Source organism: Thermodesulfobacteriota bacterium, from assembly GCA_034189135.1.
Taxonomy (GTDB): domain Bacteria; phylum Desulfobacterota; class Desulfobacteria; order Desulfobacterales; family JAUWMJ01; genus JAUWMJ01.
In genome coordinates this window covers 1-16457 of the sequence record JAXHVO010000099.1, presented here as the reverse complement: position 1 = coordinate 16457, position 16457 = coordinate 1, and the positions used below count along the sequence as shown (strand labels likewise).

Here is a 16457-nt window from a genome sequence, read left to right as displayed (position 1 = left end):
TATAACTGTTTTTGAACAAAGGCTTATTTCACAGGCCATTACGCCAATTGATTACAAAAATAAAATTACTAGTGGCCATATCCAGCTGAATTTATTCGATTCTTAACCGGACACTAATGATGTTTTTGGTCAAGCAATAACCTAACAACATCTGCTACACGTGCAGCTAAGAGAGGCGGCACGGCATTACCGATTTGTTTGGCTATTTCTATTTTTGAGCCTATAAAACGGAAACTGTCGGGAAAACTTTGGAAGCGTGCAGCTTCCCTGTGGGTAATTGGTCGGTGTTGTTCCGGGTGCAAATAGCGCCCTTTTTCCGGCTTGAAAAACTCAGTACGTATCGTAACCGAAGGTCTATCCCACCAAAGCCTGCCGAACAAGTCAGTACCACCTGATTTTTTTCTGATCCAACATTTCGGCGTTAGCTCCGGAGCAATCCGTTGTAAGTCAAAACGATTCATTCCTTCTCGTGGAATTGCTCTATATCTTTTCCGACTAAGTTGGGTTGGATTCCTCCCAAAGTGCAAGTCAAGCGGTGGCGTAACATTTCTAATTTTAGTTCCTTCCGGAGGTGGTAAGTCGCCGATAGCATCTCTTACGGTTTTCCATTTCGGTGGCATAGATAAATATTCCTCTCTATTGAAAGGAAGGGATAGTTGTTTACCATTTTCATTGGAATTAAAATGTGTCTTACGCGGAGGGAACAAAACGGATGGGTCAGCAAATTTACAACCGATAATAAAAGCCCTAGTACGAGTTTGTGGAACACCGTAGTCGGCGGCTATTAATTTGTCTTGCCAAATTTTGAATCCAAGTGATTCAGCCGAACCAACGATTTCTCCATGTTCAAAGGTGCCAATTAACTGAGGAACGTTTTCCATGACAAAAACCGATGCGCCACACTTTTCTACTACTTCTAGAAAAGGACGCCATAATTTCTTTCGTGGATCATTTCCACGATTTTTGTTTAGGAGGCTGAAACCTTGACACGGGGGGCCACCTATCACTACATCAGCTTGAGGAATTTCAATTTGCTTTTTTTCTAATATCTCTACAATGTCGCCAGCAACGCAATGTGGACCAAAATTTTCATTGTATGTGTCGACGCAGAATTGATTAAAATCATTGGCCCAAACCGACTGAAAGGGTTGCCCTAAAACTTCTGAAAAGCCCAAAGACATACCCCCTGCTCCTGAAAATAGATCTATGAGGCGGTAACGCCTTTGGTTTTTAAGCAATTTCCCGTAACAACGATAAGAATAGGTTGCCTCATCTTCTTTCAGGATGAATTCTTTGTCTATTTTTAATGTATTTTTAAATTGATACATTCTCAAAACCCCTTGATGCTTAGGTCTTTTCTTTATGATTTGGGATCATACTATTTCTGGCAAAATATTCATCTCTGTAATTATTTTTTGGAGCGGAACTTTTTTTTAAACGTAATAATTGATTACGTTGATATGTATATCATCACTATTGCAATATCATCCCATACCCATTCGGAAAATGACATCTTGTTAATATCATAACCTGGCTCGAATCTGCAATATGTAATTTATGTTCTTATGGATGTAACGTCCCTTTACCTGACCCGCCATTTCATTTCCCGAATGGCTCATTTGGTCCAACAATTTAATTCAACGCAGCCTATATTATAACTCGACCTTCAAAAAAGGCATGCTATTTTATAACTATGTTTAAAAGATGGATAGAATTAAAAACCAAAAAAGCTGTCTCATTCCTGGGCCACGAAGATTCGACAAAACCACACTATTAAAATTATAATTCCCTGATTACAAATATGTCACTCTTGATGATTTTGATGTTTTAAAGAACCTTCAACAAAAACATAGCTTATTGAAACAAATCATACCAATCATGATAGCGACCGCAACAATCTAACCGATCCGAATTATTCATATCACCCCTGGGATCAAAAAGAGCTAATGCATCGGAAAAACGGCGAATATAACTACACTCCAAACTGAATGGGAAATGACTACCGGGCCAAGGTTTTTCAGGCGCCAGTACATGGCGCCCCAGAATGCACCGGCCACAGCAGCCGCTCCAATGAGCATAAAATTAAACGACCAGATATGAACACCTGCATAAACAGCAGTGGCCAGCAGCCAGCCCTGCCATTGACCGAAACGCAGCATCAGGTTTTTTTGCAGGTACCCCCGCCAGTACAATTCTTCACTCGGACCGGTCACCAAAAATAGCAGCAGGGCAATCACCCACATCGGTGTTCCTGCTCCTTTATGGTAAATACCGCCGATCTGTTCTACGGAAAAGGGCAATATCACCGACGCAACAGCCTTGCCTGTCCAAAAGATAAGATAGAGGATGGCAGCCGAAACAAGGCCGAGGATAACGGCCCGGACATCAATTCTAATGCGCCTTTTGGGGCTGGGTTGCAAGAGAAGGGATAATATCGCCAGTGCGGCGGCAGAAAGGGAAATTTTTATCCAGAAACTGGCCCAGGTCAGATAAAAGGTAACAAACCACAAAACCGCTGCCAGTAGCACCGTTCCTGCCAACGGCAACAGCCTAAAATCAGGGCGATTCAAAACACGCCGGCCAGAACCAGAGAGACCACCAGCAGCACGCCGAAGGCCGTGTCCAGCTGTGCAGTGCGGGCATCCGCATCTGCCGGCACATGTGCTTTCATTTGCCTCAACAGGCGCAAGGCCAGAGGGAAAGAAGCCAGGACGATCAGCGACCACAGGTAAAGCGGTCCGAAAATGGACATCAGTATTATCCCCAGGTAAGCCACCACCACAAAGGCTCCGTACAACAGGATGCCCTTGTGCTGTCCGAGGATAATCGCCAGGGTTAAAATGCCTTTACTGCGGTCATGGGCGATGTCTCTAATATTATTGGCAAGCAACACCAAAGCGACCAGAACACCGAAAGGAAGCGAAATCCAGAAGGCATTCAGGCTGAATTCCTGGCGCTGCACAAAAAATGAGCCGGCCACCATCAACGGTCCCCACATTAAAAAGACTGAGATTTCACCCAGGGCGCTGTATTTGTATTTCAGCGGTGGCGCGGTATAGGCCAGGCTGGCAAATACTCCGATCACACCGATCCAAAGAAGCTCCCAGCCCCGGGTTGTCGCCAGATAAATTCCAGTTAGGGCGGACAGCGTATAAAGTATACCGGCAACTGTGAGAACGTGTCCAGCCTTCAGCTTTCCTTCCACCAAAGGATGGGGTCTATACTGGGCGGTGGCGGCTTTTCTGGTATCCACACCGCTTTTCACATCATAGTAATCATTGATCAGGTTGGTGGCGGCATGCAACAGTATGGCACCGACCAGGGTTGCCAGATATAAAAACCAGGAAAAAACACCATATATGGCAGCCAGAGCGCCGCCGACGCTCACGGAAATGGCGGTCATACTAAAGGACCACGGCCGACTGGCCAGAAACCAATTACGATAAATGTGCATAATAAACCCTTGAAAAGCTTTTTTAAAATAAAGGCAAACATAGATTTTGCTACCGGCCATGTCAAGGGGAAAAAAGCCAGGCCGAAGGAGATTTGCGGCTTTAAAAATATGGATCATCCTCAGATTGGTTATAGCCAATTAAGGCAGGCTAAGTGAATAATATTCAAGTGAGTCATTGTGGTTCAAGAGGATTCTAGGGGCCAAGGATTCAGGGGTTCGAGTGATCTTCTTCCACTAAAATATAGAAAAGCCAAAAATATCAGATTCTTATCATATTGGCAATGAATCAGAAAAATAAAAACCCCCGCCCCAATGATAAACAGAGTGCGGGGGTTTTTTCTAAGGAAAGTATCAATTTGCAGCTGCTCTTAAGGAAATACCTCTTTGGGTTTGGTGGTATTTCCTGTGGCGTTGGGAAAATCCTCTGCTTTGTAAGCTTTCTGGTTATGCTTAATCAGATGCCGAGCTTCTTCCATGTAATTGCTGTAACGCTTTTTACACTCGTAAAAACCGTGCCACCAGGAATAATCCGGAGCCATCATTGCGGCACCCATTCTGGCTCTCCGGCCCTCGTGATGCCAGAGCTCGTAATATTCCACTTCCAGTCGCTCATCGAAAAATCTGGTTTTATCCAGAAGGCCTTTGGCATATAGATCATCGAGCATGGCTTTTGCCGGTTTGAAGTAGACATCGTTGTATTCCTGAACCACTTTGTCAAGTTTGATATAATGATCGTCCACCCATGTTTTGCCATGGCACTGGGTGCAGACCACCTTCATCTTGTCCCGTTCCACCTGCCAGTTGGTTTTTGCCGGGAAGGGTTTAAACTCAGAAGGCCTGATGGTGAGCGGTGCCTGTATCTCCCACGAGAGCCTTTCGGTGACATCATGCGTCGTCAACGTCGTTCCCGCCCCCGACATATGGCAGGATGCGCAGGTCGGTCCCCGAAAATCCACCCCGGGCGACCAGGTGCCGGGTGCGGCTGTCCAGTTGTAATCATCGCCATGCGCCGTGTAAATGTCGCCATGTTTAGACTCCATATAAATTTCAATCTGGGGATGATCCGGTCCTAAATGGCATTGACCGCATGCCTCCGGTTTTCGTGCTTCCATGACCGAAAACATGTGCCGGGTATGACAACTTGTACAACTGCCCTTGCTGCCGTCCAGGTTGATTCTGCCCACACCCACATTGGGCCAGGTTTCAGCATCCAGCTTTCCATCCTTTTGCTTCAAAATCGTACCGTGGCAATGATAACACCCGGTTGCACGCTCAAAATCGCTGTTCATCCCCTTGTTCAGCCAGGGATCGATCTTCCATATGATTTCCATTGTGTTGGCATGCTTGCTCCGGCCGTACTGCTTGGCTTCATCCGGGTGGCACCTCGAACAGTCTTTGGGAGTGACAACCGCTGCCACAGGCACTTTATATTCACCGGTGCCATATGGCTGATCCGAACGCTTGTACTGCTTGTAATGCTCCTGGCTGACATCCGGATCAAATTTTTCCGCCTTGTGGCAGTCGTAACATGTAATGTTTGCACTCGCATGTCGGCTGCGGGCCCAATCGGCAAACAGCCCCGGATGTTCCCGTTTATGGCACTCAATACAGGCAATGGCTTCTTTGGGCATGCTCCTTTCGATTCGAAATTCTTTTGCTTTTGGAACATTCTGAGCCATGCTGTTGATTGCCAGGGCAAAGCCGATAATCAGTACAGCCGGCAACAACCAAAGCCCACATTTTCGAATCATCGCTAACCTCCTTTTTTAAGTGTTTACGTTATAATCCCACTCCCCGATATGAATTCTGATATTGCTTATAAGCGTAACCCTGTTTCGGGTTGTGCACCAAATTTCTGTGACAGTCCACGCACTTTTTTTCAAATCCTTCTCTGGCATAAACCACAGACCGGTGAGCCAGCATGGCTCCCCTCTTGTTGGGAATGTATAGAATATTCCGGTGACACTTCTGACATTGATCGTTGGTAAAATACGCATAGGCCTTTTCTTTTTGAAGCGCGTGATCGTATTTGCTCATATCCTGAGTAAAATGGACAAAGATATCTTTAATGCCATGGGCCGTTTTGGCGTAAAAGAAATTAAACGTATGGTGTGGGGCAGGCAGGTGACAATCCATGCAATCCGCCACAAATCCATGTGCATTGTTGACATGAGTGGATGTTTTCCAGGTGTTATAGGCATACTGAATTTCATGACAGGAGGCGCAAAATTCCGGGGTGGATGTCCTGACCATGGTGTAGTAGCCGATACTGAAAAGAGGAAATGCAACGATGATACCGACAACAATAAGGATGCCGGCAATGATATACTTTTTCATGGCTTCTCCTGTATTTTGTGGTTAATCAACCAAAAAAGAATCTATCTGCCTGAATTAATATCGAATACAGAGGCCAGTGGTTCCGCTAAAAAAATTCTTCAGTAAGAGTAATCTTGGTAATAGAATGAGAGGAGTTATAAAAACAGTATGGATTTTAAAGATATGAATACGAATTTAAACTCAAGTATAGGTATGAGTAAAATACTATTTAAGGAATGTCAAGTGAAAGATACCAACCGGTATGCACAAATCAAAGGAACATCTCATTTTTAGGAATATTTTTTTGTTACCCCTTGACAATGAAAACAGACATCCTATCTTTCCGCGAGTTTTTCATTAACTTTAACATAGAATTTAAAGGAGAAATAGAAATGGATGATATTTTTGATGCGTTTGATTGGGAGGATATGGACCTGACCGGAGGTATGGAAGAAGAATTTACCGAGGATGAAATGGAACTTTTAAGAATGGGAAAAGATAATGATGAATGGAAAAATGAAGATTTAGACGCATTCAACTAAGATGGCTTTGCCATATACTCATACCCATGTCAAACATGATTCCATGACTCAACCATAATACTTCCTGAAGCCAGCTCTTATTTAAGAAACCAAGAAAAACGACTTTTATTTTCATTGACCTGTTACTCTACCTCGACTAACTCCTTGCAACTCCCACAGCGTCTGGCGCCGCGAAAGAGCGGGCCGCTGCAATGGGGGCATCTGTAGCGATTTTCCTCTTGTTCCACCCACTTTTCAGTGCCCAACTTCTTTCTGGCAGGAACAGAGCGGAGTATGACTTTTTTCCCAACCGGGACAGGAAAATCATCAATTAAATGACAGGGAAACTCCTCACATTGATGGCAGCCCTCATAATTTTTTTCCATGATACACGCTCGAATACCACATGTCCGGCAGTACACAAACTTTTTGTTTGATAAACAGCCTTGGCAGGCTATTTGTTCGAGAGTCACCCCATACGCCTTGGCCAATTTTTCTTTTAGTTTTTGATTGTTGTCTCGGCCGGCCATATACACCCCGCAAACGCCGCAATACATGCCGCAGGGGGCTAATAATTCCGTGTTCATTTTTTTCTCCTTATTTTTATTTATTGAAGCAGTTTAAATCTGCCTGAAGGTCTGCTTTGGTGTTATATGCAGAAAGCTTGGTTCTCTTAAAATTTGCCAAAAGAAACGAATCTTAATGAAACAGAATTAGACACAACTTCCCTCGGACTTGTGATAGATAGGTCGGTAAAATATGAAAATTTAACGGCGGACGTTCATTCACATTCAGATTACGGATTGGAAAGTTTTGAAAAAAATGATTTCTTTTTATAACTATCTTATCAAATATGTAACAGGATTGTATAGATAATGTTTTGCAGTAAAGGGTGGCATTGTGCATAACGCTTGCTCAGCACCTGGTCTAAGTCTTTTGGCCTTGTCACCAGATTCCCGCAGCTAAATGGAATGCCAATGACAGATTTAAGTCCAAAGGGGTTTTGATGCTCGCTCGCCGATTTGGTTTGTTCTATAACGGGTTTTAATTGGTTTTGTAAGTTGGATACCTGGTTTTTAATCTGACTGAAGATATCTGATGCTGAAGAACTAATGAATTCAAGCTTAGTCGTATTGTCGGAAATCGCAAATTGCCCCTTTAAACGCAAAGAGCCTTCCCCATACTTTCGGTTGATTGCCTGTTCAATAATGATTCCAGTATAGTAAGCCAGATCTGATAATGGCATATCTAAGCTCATTTCCACTGAATTCTTTATTTCTGCAAATAACTTTTCAAAATCATCGGATTTGCTATAGTTAAATAACTTATCATTCCAAATAAGCTGAGTGCATTCAACTTCTTTAATATTCCATTTATGATGATTAATACCGGTTATATTGGCCCTCGATATGTCACAACCACAGAGATTGGTGTGACTTAAGTTGGCTCCCATCAAGTCGGTTGCTCTAAGGTCGGCCCCGTTCAAGTTCGCCCCAGTCAGATTAGCCCCTCTAAGGTCGGCTCCGCTCAGATTAGCCCTTCTCAGATTGGCCTCTCTCAGGTCGGCCTCTCTTAGATTGGCGCTTCTCAGATTGGCCTCTTTCAGGTCGGCAACGATCAGGTTGGTCTTAATCAGGTTGGCCTGGCTCAAGTTGGCCTGGCTAAGATCAGCCGCGAGCAGGTTCACCTGACTCAGGTTGGCCGCGATCAGGTTGGTCTGGCTAAGGTTCGCCTGACTAAGATCGGCTTGTATGCTTGGATTTTTTTCTCTCCATTTGTTCCAGGTTTTGACACTGTTTTTATTTAGTAATTTTAAGTAGAATTGTTCTGCCATTTATGCTGCTCTCTGATGCTGAGGTTTATTTTGACTCTGATAAATATATCGAAGCCGACTATAAGTAAATATCTTATAAAAGCCAATGAGTTTTTGCCGATATCATAACCCGACCCAACACTGCAATACAAAATTTATGTCAGTATGAATATTGCGTCATTTTGTCAAACACACCTTTTTATTTACCGGATATACCATTTGATCCGGTTCCCAGGTCAGTTTGTTATTTTTATTTTTTCATACAAGGCGAGTCAAGCATTAATCTTGTCTTTTCTCTGTTTTGCTGTTTGATGCTGAAAAATATGGATCTGTCAACATGTGTCGTTGTTGTTATACATGTGTTCCGTTTTAAACATTGAACTATTTTTTCAGGGCGATCATTTTTTGCAGCTTTGCCTTTGAATACCACTGACCCGCTGCCATCACGCCACGAAGATGTTTAATTTTAGCGACATTGTCCAAAGGATTCTCTTGGACCAAAAGCAGATCTGCCCTTTTACCTACTTCAATGGTGCCAAAATCATGCACTCCAGTCATCGCCTGGACGATTTTTGAAGCATTTACCGTACCGGCAGCAATGGCTTCATAGGGTGAAAAACCATTTTTTATCAGAATTTGCAGTTCATCGTGGATGGAGAAACCAGGGACAATGCCCATCCCTCCGGTGCTGGCATCGGTAGATAGAAGCAGGGGTATTCCCGCCTGTTTCAACTTTATCAGCAGCAGTCTTTCCAGATTATACTTAAAAGGCGCAAAATCCTCATACCCTTTAAATATCAATTGATGTTTTTCTTTTCCCCTGCGGAACATATCCAGATACCATCGGGGCAAATACCTGTTCTCCGGACGTGTCAGGAAGGCTTCCGTCTCATGTAACTTTTTAACGATCCCCTCACCTACAACCAGGGTAGTACAAACCGGAATTTTTGTCGTTCGAAGCTTATCGATGGTAGCGGATATGATTTTTCCATATTCCTCCTCAATATTCTCCATATCAAAACCGAACAATGCTTTATACTGTTGATCAGCGGTGTGGAGAATATAGCGGAACCATTCGACCCGTCCCCGTTTCTCGGTGCGGTCGAAATCAATAAATTCAAAATCCAACTCCTCAATATGGGCAATTTCATCCATGCCCTCTGATAGAATGCCATCCAAACCCACTGAAAATGGTATATGGCCGACAGTGTACATATCGAGTTTCTTTGCTGCAGTCATTGCCTGCTGAAATTCATCCTTAGACAGAAATGAATAGAGCTTGACAAAATCATAACCCTGCTCCTTCTGATCACGAACAGCTCTCTGAGGCTCTTTAACCGGACCATAGAGTATGGGCCCACAGGTTATGACAGTGGGCCCGCTGAGTTTCCCTTTGTTGATTGCATCCCGCCAAACCAGGATATAATTGGGAGATTTTCCCATCGGGCCGAAACACCGGATTGTGGTTACACCGTTGGCAAGATACAAATGAAATGGCGATACCGGCCACGCAGGACTCAACCAATCATCTCTGGTGTGCATGTGCATATCAGCCAGGCCGGGCATCAGGTATGACCCAGACCCGTCAATAATTTTCGAATTTTGCGGTATGGTTATTTCAGCGGATAAACCGATTTCAACGATCCTTTTCCCTTTGACCAACACAGTTTGGTTTTGGACTATCTTTTCATCGGTCATCGGGATAAGATTAACATTTTGAAATGCAGTAATTGGGTCCTGGGAACAGCTTATAAACAACAAAGCCAACACCAGCATTAAACATAAAGATTTAAAGTTCATATTCATTCCTTTTCAATATCATTACCCGTCTGAATCTGCAAGATGCAATCAATATTGCGATGAATGTGGCCTCCTGTTGCCTGGCCCATCATTTTCTTTTTCAAAGGTGTTTATCCGAATTTTTTCCTTTGACACTCTTTGTTTTATTGTCTAAAGGAAGTTATCTTTTTCGTGCCGTTATTTTTTTATTTTTCCAGTTTGAACAAAAAAGGTTATAAAATGGCGTTATCTTTTTTAGAGGGAAATGAAGCAATTGCCTGGGGAGCGATGAAATCAGGTTGCCGGTTCTTTGCCGGTTATCCGATTACACCGGCCACCACTATTTTTAATACCATGCTTAACCTGCTGCCCCCTTCAGGCGGAATATGTCTTCAGGGTGAGGATGAGATCGCTTCAATCGGCTATTGCCTCGGAGCTTCCATGACCGGATATAAATCGATGACAGCCACTTCCGGACCGGGTATCAGCTTGTACAGCGAGCAAATTTCTTTCTCCGTCGGAAGTGAAATACCGATAGTTATTGTCGATGTCCAGAGACTGGGGCCTTCCACCGGTTCAGCCACCCGCGGAGCAGACGGCGATATTCATTTTATGCGCTGGGGCAACAGCGGCGGGTTGCCTGTCATTGTTTTGGCCCCGGTTGATGTGAAAGACTGCTTTTTGCTGACCATGCAGGCGTTTAATCTTGCTGAAGAATTCCGCTGCCCGGTATTCATTGCGTCTAACAAGGAAATTGCCATGACGCGTGAGGGTATTGACCTTGAAAGTATTATAACACCCGATATTAAAGAGCGTAAGTCTCCTATTAAGCAAAAACCGTTTCTTCCCTTTAAGGTGACTGACGGTGCAATGGTACCCGACTTTCTTCCCATAGGCAGCGATGTAACGGTACGCCAGACGTCATCCACCCACGGTTCGGATGGTTATATTACAACCAACTCCAACGAGATCGCCGCGAATCAACATCGGTTGAAACAAAAGCTGGTTTCAACGGTAAACTCTTTTTCTTTTTATGAAGAAACCATTAACGAACATGCCGACACCCTGCTGATTACCTATGGGGTCACCAGCCGCGCTGCCCGGGCAACCTGTGAGGCTCTCAAACAGAAAGGCACACCGGTATCTCACCTTGTTCTCAAGACACTCTGGCCGGTCCCTGAAGATTTGATTCGGGAAAAAGCCAAAAATTATAAACATGTGGTCGTTGCAGAGATGAATCTTGGACAGTATGTTCATGAAATTCAGCGCGTTCTACCGGAAAAACAGCTCAAATTCTATGGACAAATGGATGGCAGCCTGATTTATCCGGATCAGTTACAGGAGGTAATTATTGATGTCCAGTCTGTTAAATAAAGGCAGGCCTCCGGTCTTTTGCCCGGGTTGTTCCCATGAGCGGGTTGCCCACGCCCTTGATCATGCATTTTCCAATATGAACCTTCAGGGGAATCAGATCGTTATGGTCAGTGATATCGGCTGCTCCGGACTTTTTGATACATTTTTTAATACTCACGCATTTCATGGTCTTCACGGCCGTGCCCTGACTTATGCCGCAGGGCTGAAACTGTCCCGACCTGAGCTAAATGTCATCGTTACCATGGGAGACGGAGGTATGGGTATCGGCGGTGCTCATCTTTTGGCTGCTTGCCGCCGGAATCTTGATTTGACTTTACTGGTTTTAAATAACTTTAATTTTGGCATGACCGGGGGCCAGTGTTCTGCAACCACTCCGGCCGAAGCACAGGTTGGATCAGGATTTTTAAACCGGCTGGAGCGCCCCCTGGATGTCTGTGAAGTGGCCTCTTCAGCGGGAATCGCATACGCCGCGCGCTGCTCCAGTTATCAAAAAGACCTATCGCAACAAATTGAAACGGCCATCCGCTTTAACGGCTTTTCTCTGATTGATATATGGGGAATTTGTCCGGGACGTTTCACCAAGCGAAACAAACTGACTCCAAACGATATAGATCAATCGATATCCCAGCTAACTCCAGCCAAAGGGGAGATTGCTGAAAACGCTAGAAAAGAATATGGACAAGCTTATACCGAAGTAGCCAAAAGCTCAACCCCGGTGAAGGCCCCTGTACAAATTGAGTCGACACTCATTCCACCGGATACCGGACGACAGGAGGTTATTATCCTTGGCAATGCAGGCCAACGGGTGGTGACCGCCGGAGAGATTTTATGCCTGGCAGGCCTGTCTGCCGGACTGAATGCCACACAAAAAAATGACTATCCCATCACTGTGCTAAGGGGCCATTCCATCAGCGAGCTTGTCCTGTCCACGGAAAAAATCGGCTTTACCGGCATCTTGAACCCGGATGTGATCGTGGCCTTAAGCCAGGAAGGGGTGGATCGCCGCAAAGATTTCTTTAATACCCTGGATGAAGAAACCCTCATTCTTCAGGCTCCCCAAGTAGAGCTTCCTTCCTGCAAGGCCACGGTATTGAATATAGATTTTAAGGCCCAGGGGATAAAATCCCAGGACCGGGCACTGGCATCCCTGGCAATCCTGGCAAAACAAAGAAAGGTTATCAGTTTTGAAATGCTTCAATCCGCCTTGAAAGTCCGGTTCAAAGATCAGGCTTTACGTACGTCTCTGGATCTCATTGACCGGGTCGAAACCGGTAACGTGTAGAAATCGATGCCAGCTGCCTTTTATTGTTTAAGGTTATTCAATTTTCATTTATGGTTACGATACTGATCTGCTACGACCAGTATCGTATTTGAAGGTATCTTATATTTGAAAAAGCTTATTTCAACTCCACGTAAGCGCCATTTTGTACCTGAGCTACGGTAAAACCAACCCCGATCGCATCTCCTTTTTTGTTAAAGCTTATTTTTCCCAGCGGTGTGGCAAAATATTCAGAACGCAAAGTCTTTGAAATGGCGTCGTAATCAAGGGAGCCGGCTTTTTTAATCGCTTCCATAAGCGCCGTGGCAGCGGCATATGCGTTAAGGAAAAATGCACCGGGGTCTGATCCGTAAACCTTTTTGTGTTCATCAATGGCTGCGATTGCCATTTTATTCTTGCTTGTATCTTTGGGACCGGTGGCATACACACCTTCGGCGTATTTTCCGGCTATCTTGATGAATGTATCGTCTCTCACCCCGTCATCGGAAAGAAATATGGTCTTCATTCGTTTTTTACGCATAAGTCCGACAAGCTTGGAGGCCTCCGGATGAAAACCGCCGTATATTAAAATATCGGCTTTTGAGCGTTTCACTTTGTTAATTATGGCTGAGTAATCGACGGCCCCGGCAGTGATGCCTTCATAAAGCACGAGTTTTGCCCTGCTGTCTTTCTCAAGAAAACCCTTGGCGTATTCTGCCAATCCCTTGCCGTAATCACCTTTGTCGTGTACAATGGCGATCTTTTTTGCCTTTAAAACATTGAGCGCAAAATCGATTTGTGTTTTTGCCTGGGCATCGTCGGGGGCAATGGTTCTGAAAAAATTCGGATACTCACCGCTTTTGGTCAGTTCGGTATTGGTAGCCGACGGAGACATGGCAATCACATTTTCCGATTTATAAATTCCCAGTGCCGCCTTGCATGGCCCGCTACAGATATGACCGAGCACCACATTGACCCTCTTGGTCAATAATTTAGTCGCTGCGTTGGTTGCGATTTCGGTTTTACACTGATCGTCTTCCACCAATAGCTCAATTTTTTTACCCAGAATTCCTCCGGTTGAATTGATCTTTTTGATGACAAGCTCAGCGGCTTTAACGGTAGGTATCCCATATGAAGCAAGATCGCCGCTGTGAGCCCCTACCACACCCATTTTTATGGTATCAGCCGCATGGGCTGCTGGCGCAAAAATTGAAAACACCAGCATTCCAACACCCAACCATATGCAAAAATTTTGAAACGTTTTTTTCTTCATTTTTTACTCCTTTCGTTGTATTAATCTTGATATAAAAGCTCAAGACCGACGCCGACCTCTTTCAGTGGAACCACGCTGGACAGAGCCAGCTTTGAATCAAGGTCCGTACAATGGCAGGCATGGACTTTGGAGGGGTTCCATTTCTTGAAATATCGAACAGTCTCGGACAGTTGATCTTCCGGCGGGTCAAGCAAATGAAAGCCACCGATAATGTCGACTATCCTTTTCTCTCCACACACCCTCATGGCATATTCCACTGTATTGCAAATACCGGCATGGGCGCATCCGGTGATGATCACCAATCCTTTGGAAGATTGAAATACAAGCGCCGAATCATCCAACACAAAATCGTCCTTTTCTCCTTCTTGGGAATGAATTTTCCCAATGGGGTTATTCGATTCAAAGGGCAGTGTTCGTTCGATTTCGCCGAGAAAAACCAGTTTTGGATGCAGCCAGACCGGTTCCTGGCTGAGCTTGATATCGAAATATTCCCCGGCCTTTTCCTTGGAAACCAGGCATCCGATTTCACCCAATTTTTGAAAAGTTCGAGAAAAAAAGATGGATGGGTGGGCAATAAGGGTAGGCCGTTTATGTGGTTTTTTTTCAAATTTAGCTTCGGCAAAATACTGAATAAGATGCTGAAGACCCCAGGTGTGATCCAGGTGGGCGTGGGACAGAACAATCAAATCCAGATCAAGCAGGTCAATCCCCATTTTGATCGCATTTGTAATAAAAATGTCGGAATATCCGGTATCGAATAAAATCCGGGTTCCGTTTATTTCAATAAAATAAGAAACCGCGGGTTCACCGAGAAAATATCTGTCAATAATGGTGTGGTTATCCACCAAAACTTTTAGTTTCATAAGCATTTCCCTGAATTTATTAGGTCAGCGCCCGTTTACCACGCATTTATTGGACTCTGTGACTAAAACTCACCAACCCATTTTATACGGTTGGTTATTAATCATTTATGAGATAATACTCATAACTATCTTGAATGAGCAAATTATGTCAACAAGATTCATTCTGCATGCACCATACCACAAACACAAATTTTCTTTTTTTTATTTTTCCTTGCTGTCGGGCAGGCAGTGATGGTATTGACTCATCCAACCAAGCAATCGGTTATATACTGATAAAGAATTAAGGCATACAGCAAAATAGGTGTTTTATTGGAACCGTTACAAGCCATATTTCTAGGCATTATTCAGGGGTTGACTGAATTTTTGCCGGTCAGCAGTTCCGGCCATCTGGTATTATTCCAGAATCTGCTGGGGTTCAAGGAACCGGAACTTCTACTTGATATCAGCCTGCATGTAGGAACATTAATTGCTGTTTGCATCGTATTTTTCCATGAAATTAAAACCATATCTATAACGCTTATCCGTTTACCGGGCCTGGCAAAAGCCGCCGGCGGTTATAAACCTTTGTATGCAAGAAATGAACAGGTACGAATGACCGCTTTAATTGTGATGGGTACACTTCCCACCGCACTGTTGGGAATCTTATTTCACCAGGTGGCTGATCAGATCTTCGGTGCAGTCTGGATCGTGGGCATCATGCTGATGGTGACAGGCTTGCTGTTGTGGGTGACTCGATATTCTAGCCCCACCGGCAGACCTATCGGCCGGGTGACTGCCAAAGATGCCCTGGTGATTGGTCTTACACAGGGTTTGGCGATCCTTCCCGGCATATCACGGTCCGGGTCAACTATTTCGGTGGCACTTTTTATGGGAGTCGATCGAGAGGTTGCTGGACGCTATTCATTTCTTTTATCTATTCCTGCTATTTTGGGCGCCCTGATAGTTGGAATGGATTCATCCATCGGCCACACCTCAATTTCAATAAAAGTGATTGTTACCGGAACCGTTTCGGCGGCCGTGATAGGATATATATCCCTGAAACTACTTCTGAAAATTGTAAAAAGGGGTAAATTATATTATTTTGCACCTTATTGCTGGATAGTTGGCGCGACCGCATTAATGTGGAATTTTTTATAGAAAACAGCTGGTTTTTCTCTTTAAATCATTTCTGTTTATAAAATTTCTTTGCCAATGCTGCCGTCATATCAGCGATATTGCTGCTGATATCCGTTAGGTTTTCTTTACAGATTCTTCTTTCCGCACTGACAATGATACCGGTCTCTACTTCTATTATCCGTGAATCAATACGGAGACTGTCTCCCAGTTTCATCACAGATCCGGTAATAATGGCACCGGCCCCTAAAATCTTTCCTAATTTCTGAGCATCCGTGGTATCAAGGACTCCGCTCTGTCCTATTTGCAACTCCCCCAATATTTTATTCAGCTGCTCTCTTTCCACTATTTTAAATGAGTTGTTGTTAACCACTTCGGTGGTGAACATTTCAGCAATCATGGAACCTAAAGACGCACTTTTCGCTCCCGGATTAAGTGATTTAAATTCCATCACCGCAATTTTAAATTTATCTTTCTCTGCAATGGTAACGGTAGAAGGTTTAGTGGTTTCCGGTATCGTCTGAGTCTGAATTTTTTTAGTCCGTTTTTGTTTTGCTTTTTTTGGCTGAGTTCTAATTACAGAGCTAAACCCCCAGCTAAGCTGGGGAGAATGGCAAAAGCTATGCTGAGTATTTAAAAAATGCTCCTTTTGGATTAAAGGTAACAGCGCTGATTCTGTGACCAAAATCCAAG

The 16457-nt window shown here is 44.2% G+C and carries 15 protein-coding genes; 4 read left to right on the top strand and 11 right to left on the bottom strand.

The features are described 5' to 3' along the window. Window positions 1-113: 113 nt before the first annotated feature. The 5 genes from SWH54_14820 to SWH54_14800 form a co-directional block, all read right to left on the bottom strand. Window positions 114-1328 (bottom strand): DNA cytosine methyltransferase, encoded by a 1215-nt coding sequence (locus SWH54_14820; GenBank protein MDY6792533.1) that lies wholly within the window; start codon window positions 1326-1328, stop codon window positions 114-116. 615 nt (window positions 1329-1943) lie between these two features. Then, window positions 1944-2540: a CPBP family intramembrane glutamic endopeptidase gene (locus tag SWH54_14815; GenBank protein ID MDY6792532.1), complete on the bottom strand. Its 597-nt coding sequence runs from the start codon at window positions 2538-2540 to the stop codon at window positions 1944-1946. A 26-nt stretch (window positions 2541-2566) separates the two neighbouring features. Next, entirely contained in the window at window positions 2567-3454 is an 888-nt protein-coding gene (gene menA / locus SWH54_14810; GenBank protein ID MDY6792531.1) for a 1,4-dihydroxy-2-naphthoate octaprenyltransferase, read from the bottom strand. A gap of 368 nt (window positions 3455-3822) precedes the next feature. Further along, complete coding sequence (locus SWH54_14805; protein MDY6792530.1) at window positions 3823-5205, bottom strand: multiheme c-type cytochrome; 1383 nt, start codon at window positions 5203-5205, stop codon at window positions 3823-3825. Between the two features lie 28 nt (window positions 5206-5233). Further along, on the bottom strand, window positions 5234-5791 hold the full coding sequence (locus SWH54_14800) for a NapC/NirT family cytochrome c (GenBank protein MDY6792529.1): 558 nt from the start codon (window positions 5789-5791) through the stop codon (window positions 5234-5236). Window positions 5792-6162: 371 nt separating this feature from the next. On the opposite strand from SWH54_14800, the gene SWH54_14795 reads away from it, so the two are divergent. Then, entirely contained in the window at window positions 6163-6312 is a 150-nt protein-coding gene (locus SWH54_14795; protein ID MDY6792528.1) for a hypothetical protein, read from the top strand. 122 nt (window positions 6313-6434) lie between these two features. Here SWH54_14795 and SWH54_14790 read toward each other — a convergent pair whose 3' ends face one another. The 3 genes from SWH54_14790 to SWH54_14780 all read right to left on the bottom strand — a co-directional run bounded on the left by SWH54_14790 (window position 6435) and on the right by SWH54_14780 (window position 9904). Then, window positions 6435-6878 carry a DUF3795 domain-containing protein gene (locus SWH54_14790; protein ID MDY6792527.1) on the bottom strand — a complete coding sequence of 148 codons (444 nt, stop codon included), beginning with the start codon at window positions 6876-6878 and terminating at the stop codon, window positions 6435-6437. A gap of 260 nt (window positions 6879-7138) precedes the next feature. Continuing rightward, window positions 7139-8125, bottom strand: coding sequence for a pentapeptide repeat-containing protein (locus SWH54_14785; GenBank protein ID MDY6792526.1), 987 nt, complete (start codon window positions 8123-8125; stop codon window positions 7139-7141). A gap of 360 nt (window positions 8126-8485) precedes the next feature. Beyond that, window positions 8486-9904 (bottom strand): amidohydrolase family protein, encoded by a 1419-nt coding sequence (locus SWH54_14780; GenBank protein ID MDY6792525.1) that lies wholly within the window; start codon window positions 9902-9904, stop codon window positions 8486-8488. Window positions 9905-10123: 219 nt separating this feature from the next. On the opposite strand from SWH54_14780, the gene SWH54_14775 reads away from it, so the two are divergent. Both SWH54_14775 and SWH54_14770 read left to right on the top strand, forming a co-directional pair. Then, on the top strand, window positions 10124-11257 hold the full coding sequence (locus SWH54_14775; protein MDY6792524.1) for a transketolase C-terminal domain-containing protein: 1134 nt from the start codon (window positions 10124-10126) through the stop codon (window positions 11255-11257). After that, window positions 11238-12539 carry a thiamine pyrophosphate-dependent enzyme gene (locus SWH54_14770; protein ID MDY6792523.1) on the top strand — a complete coding sequence of 434 codons (1302 nt, stop codon included), beginning with the start codon at window positions 11238-11240 and terminating at the stop codon, window positions 12537-12539. Before SWH54_14775 ends, SWH54_14770 begins: the two co-directional genes overlap by 20 nt. A gap of 115 nt (window positions 12540-12654) precedes the next feature. Here the strand turns inward: SWH54_14770 and SWH54_14765 are convergent, their stop codons facing one another. Then, window positions 12655-13740 carry a branched-chain amino acid ABC transporter substrate-binding protein gene (locus tag SWH54_14765; protein ID MDY6792522.1) on the bottom strand — a complete coding sequence of 362 codons (1086 nt, stop codon included), beginning with the start codon at window positions 13738-13740 and terminating at the stop codon, window positions 12655-12657. A gap of 68 nt (window positions 13741-13808) precedes the next feature. Then, window positions 13809-14651 (bottom strand): MBL fold metallo-hydrolase, encoded by an 843-nt coding sequence (locus tag SWH54_14760; GenBank protein MDY6792521.1) that lies wholly within the window; start codon window positions 14649-14651, stop codon window positions 13809-13811. A 309-nt stretch (window positions 14652-14960) separates the two neighbouring features. Between SWH54_14760 and SWH54_14755 the strand changes: the two genes are divergently transcribed. Then, a complete protein-coding gene (locus SWH54_14755) occupies window positions 14961-15788 on the top strand; it encodes an undecaprenyl-diphosphate phosphatase (protein MDY6792520.1) in 828 nt (275 codons plus the stop codon). A gap of 25 nt (window positions 15789-15813) precedes the next feature. On the opposite strand, the gene SWH54_14750 is transcribed toward SWH54_14755, so the two are convergent. Then, window positions 15814-16457, bottom strand: a 644-nt coding sequence (locus SWH54_14750; protein ID MDY6792519.1) for a FlgO family outer membrane protein, incomplete at its 5' end; no start/stop codon positions are given.

Bases quoted from the DNA above. Each gene is read 5' to 3' on its own strand.
- SWH54_14805 (MDY6792530.1), bottom strand. From the start codon at position 5,205: ATGATTCGAAAATGTGGGCTTTGGTTGTTGCCGGCTGTACTGATTATC.
- SWH54_14765 (MDY6792522.1), bottom strand. From the start codon at position 13,740: ATGCTGGTGTTTTCAATTTTTGCGCCAGCAGCCCATGCGGCTGATACC.
- SWH54_14820 (MDY6792533.1), bottom strand. From the start codon at position 1,328: ATGTATCAATTTAAAAATACATTAAAAATAGACAAAGAATTCATCCTG.
- SWH54_14760 (MDY6792521.1), bottom strand. From the start codon at position 14,651: ATGAAACTAAAAGTTTTGGTGGATAACCACACCATTATTGACAGATAT.
- SWH54_14780 (MDY6792525.1), bottom strand. From the start codon at position 9,904: ATGAACTTTAAATCTTTATGTTTAATGCTGGTGTTGGCTTTGTTGTTT.
- menA (MDY6792531.1), bottom strand. From the start codon at position 3,454: ATGCACATTTATCGTAATTGGTTTCTGGCCAGTCGGCCGTGGTCCTTT.
- SWH54_14795 (MDY6792528.1), top strand. From the start codon at position 6,163: ATGGATGATATTTTTGATGCGTTTGATTGGGAGGATATGGACCTGACC.
- SWH54_14770 (MDY6792523.1), top strand. From the start codon at position 11,238: ATGTCCAGTCTGTTAAATAAAGGCAGGCCTCCGGTCTTTTGCCCGGGT.
- SWH54_14775 (MDY6792524.1), top strand. From the start codon at position 10,124: ATGGCGTTATCTTTTTTAGAGGGAAATGAAGCAATTGCCTGGGGAGCG.
- SWH54_14800 (MDY6792529.1), bottom strand. From the start codon at position 5,791: ATGAAAAAGTATATCATTGCCGGCATCCTTATTGTTGTCGGTATCATC.
- SWH54_14785 (MDY6792526.1), bottom strand. From the start codon at position 8,125: ATGGCAGAACAATTCTACTTAAAATTACTAAATAAAAACAGTGTCAAA.
- SWH54_14790 (MDY6792527.1), bottom strand. From the start codon at position 6,878: ATGAACACGGAATTATTAGCCCCCTGCGGCATGTATTGCGGCGTTTGC.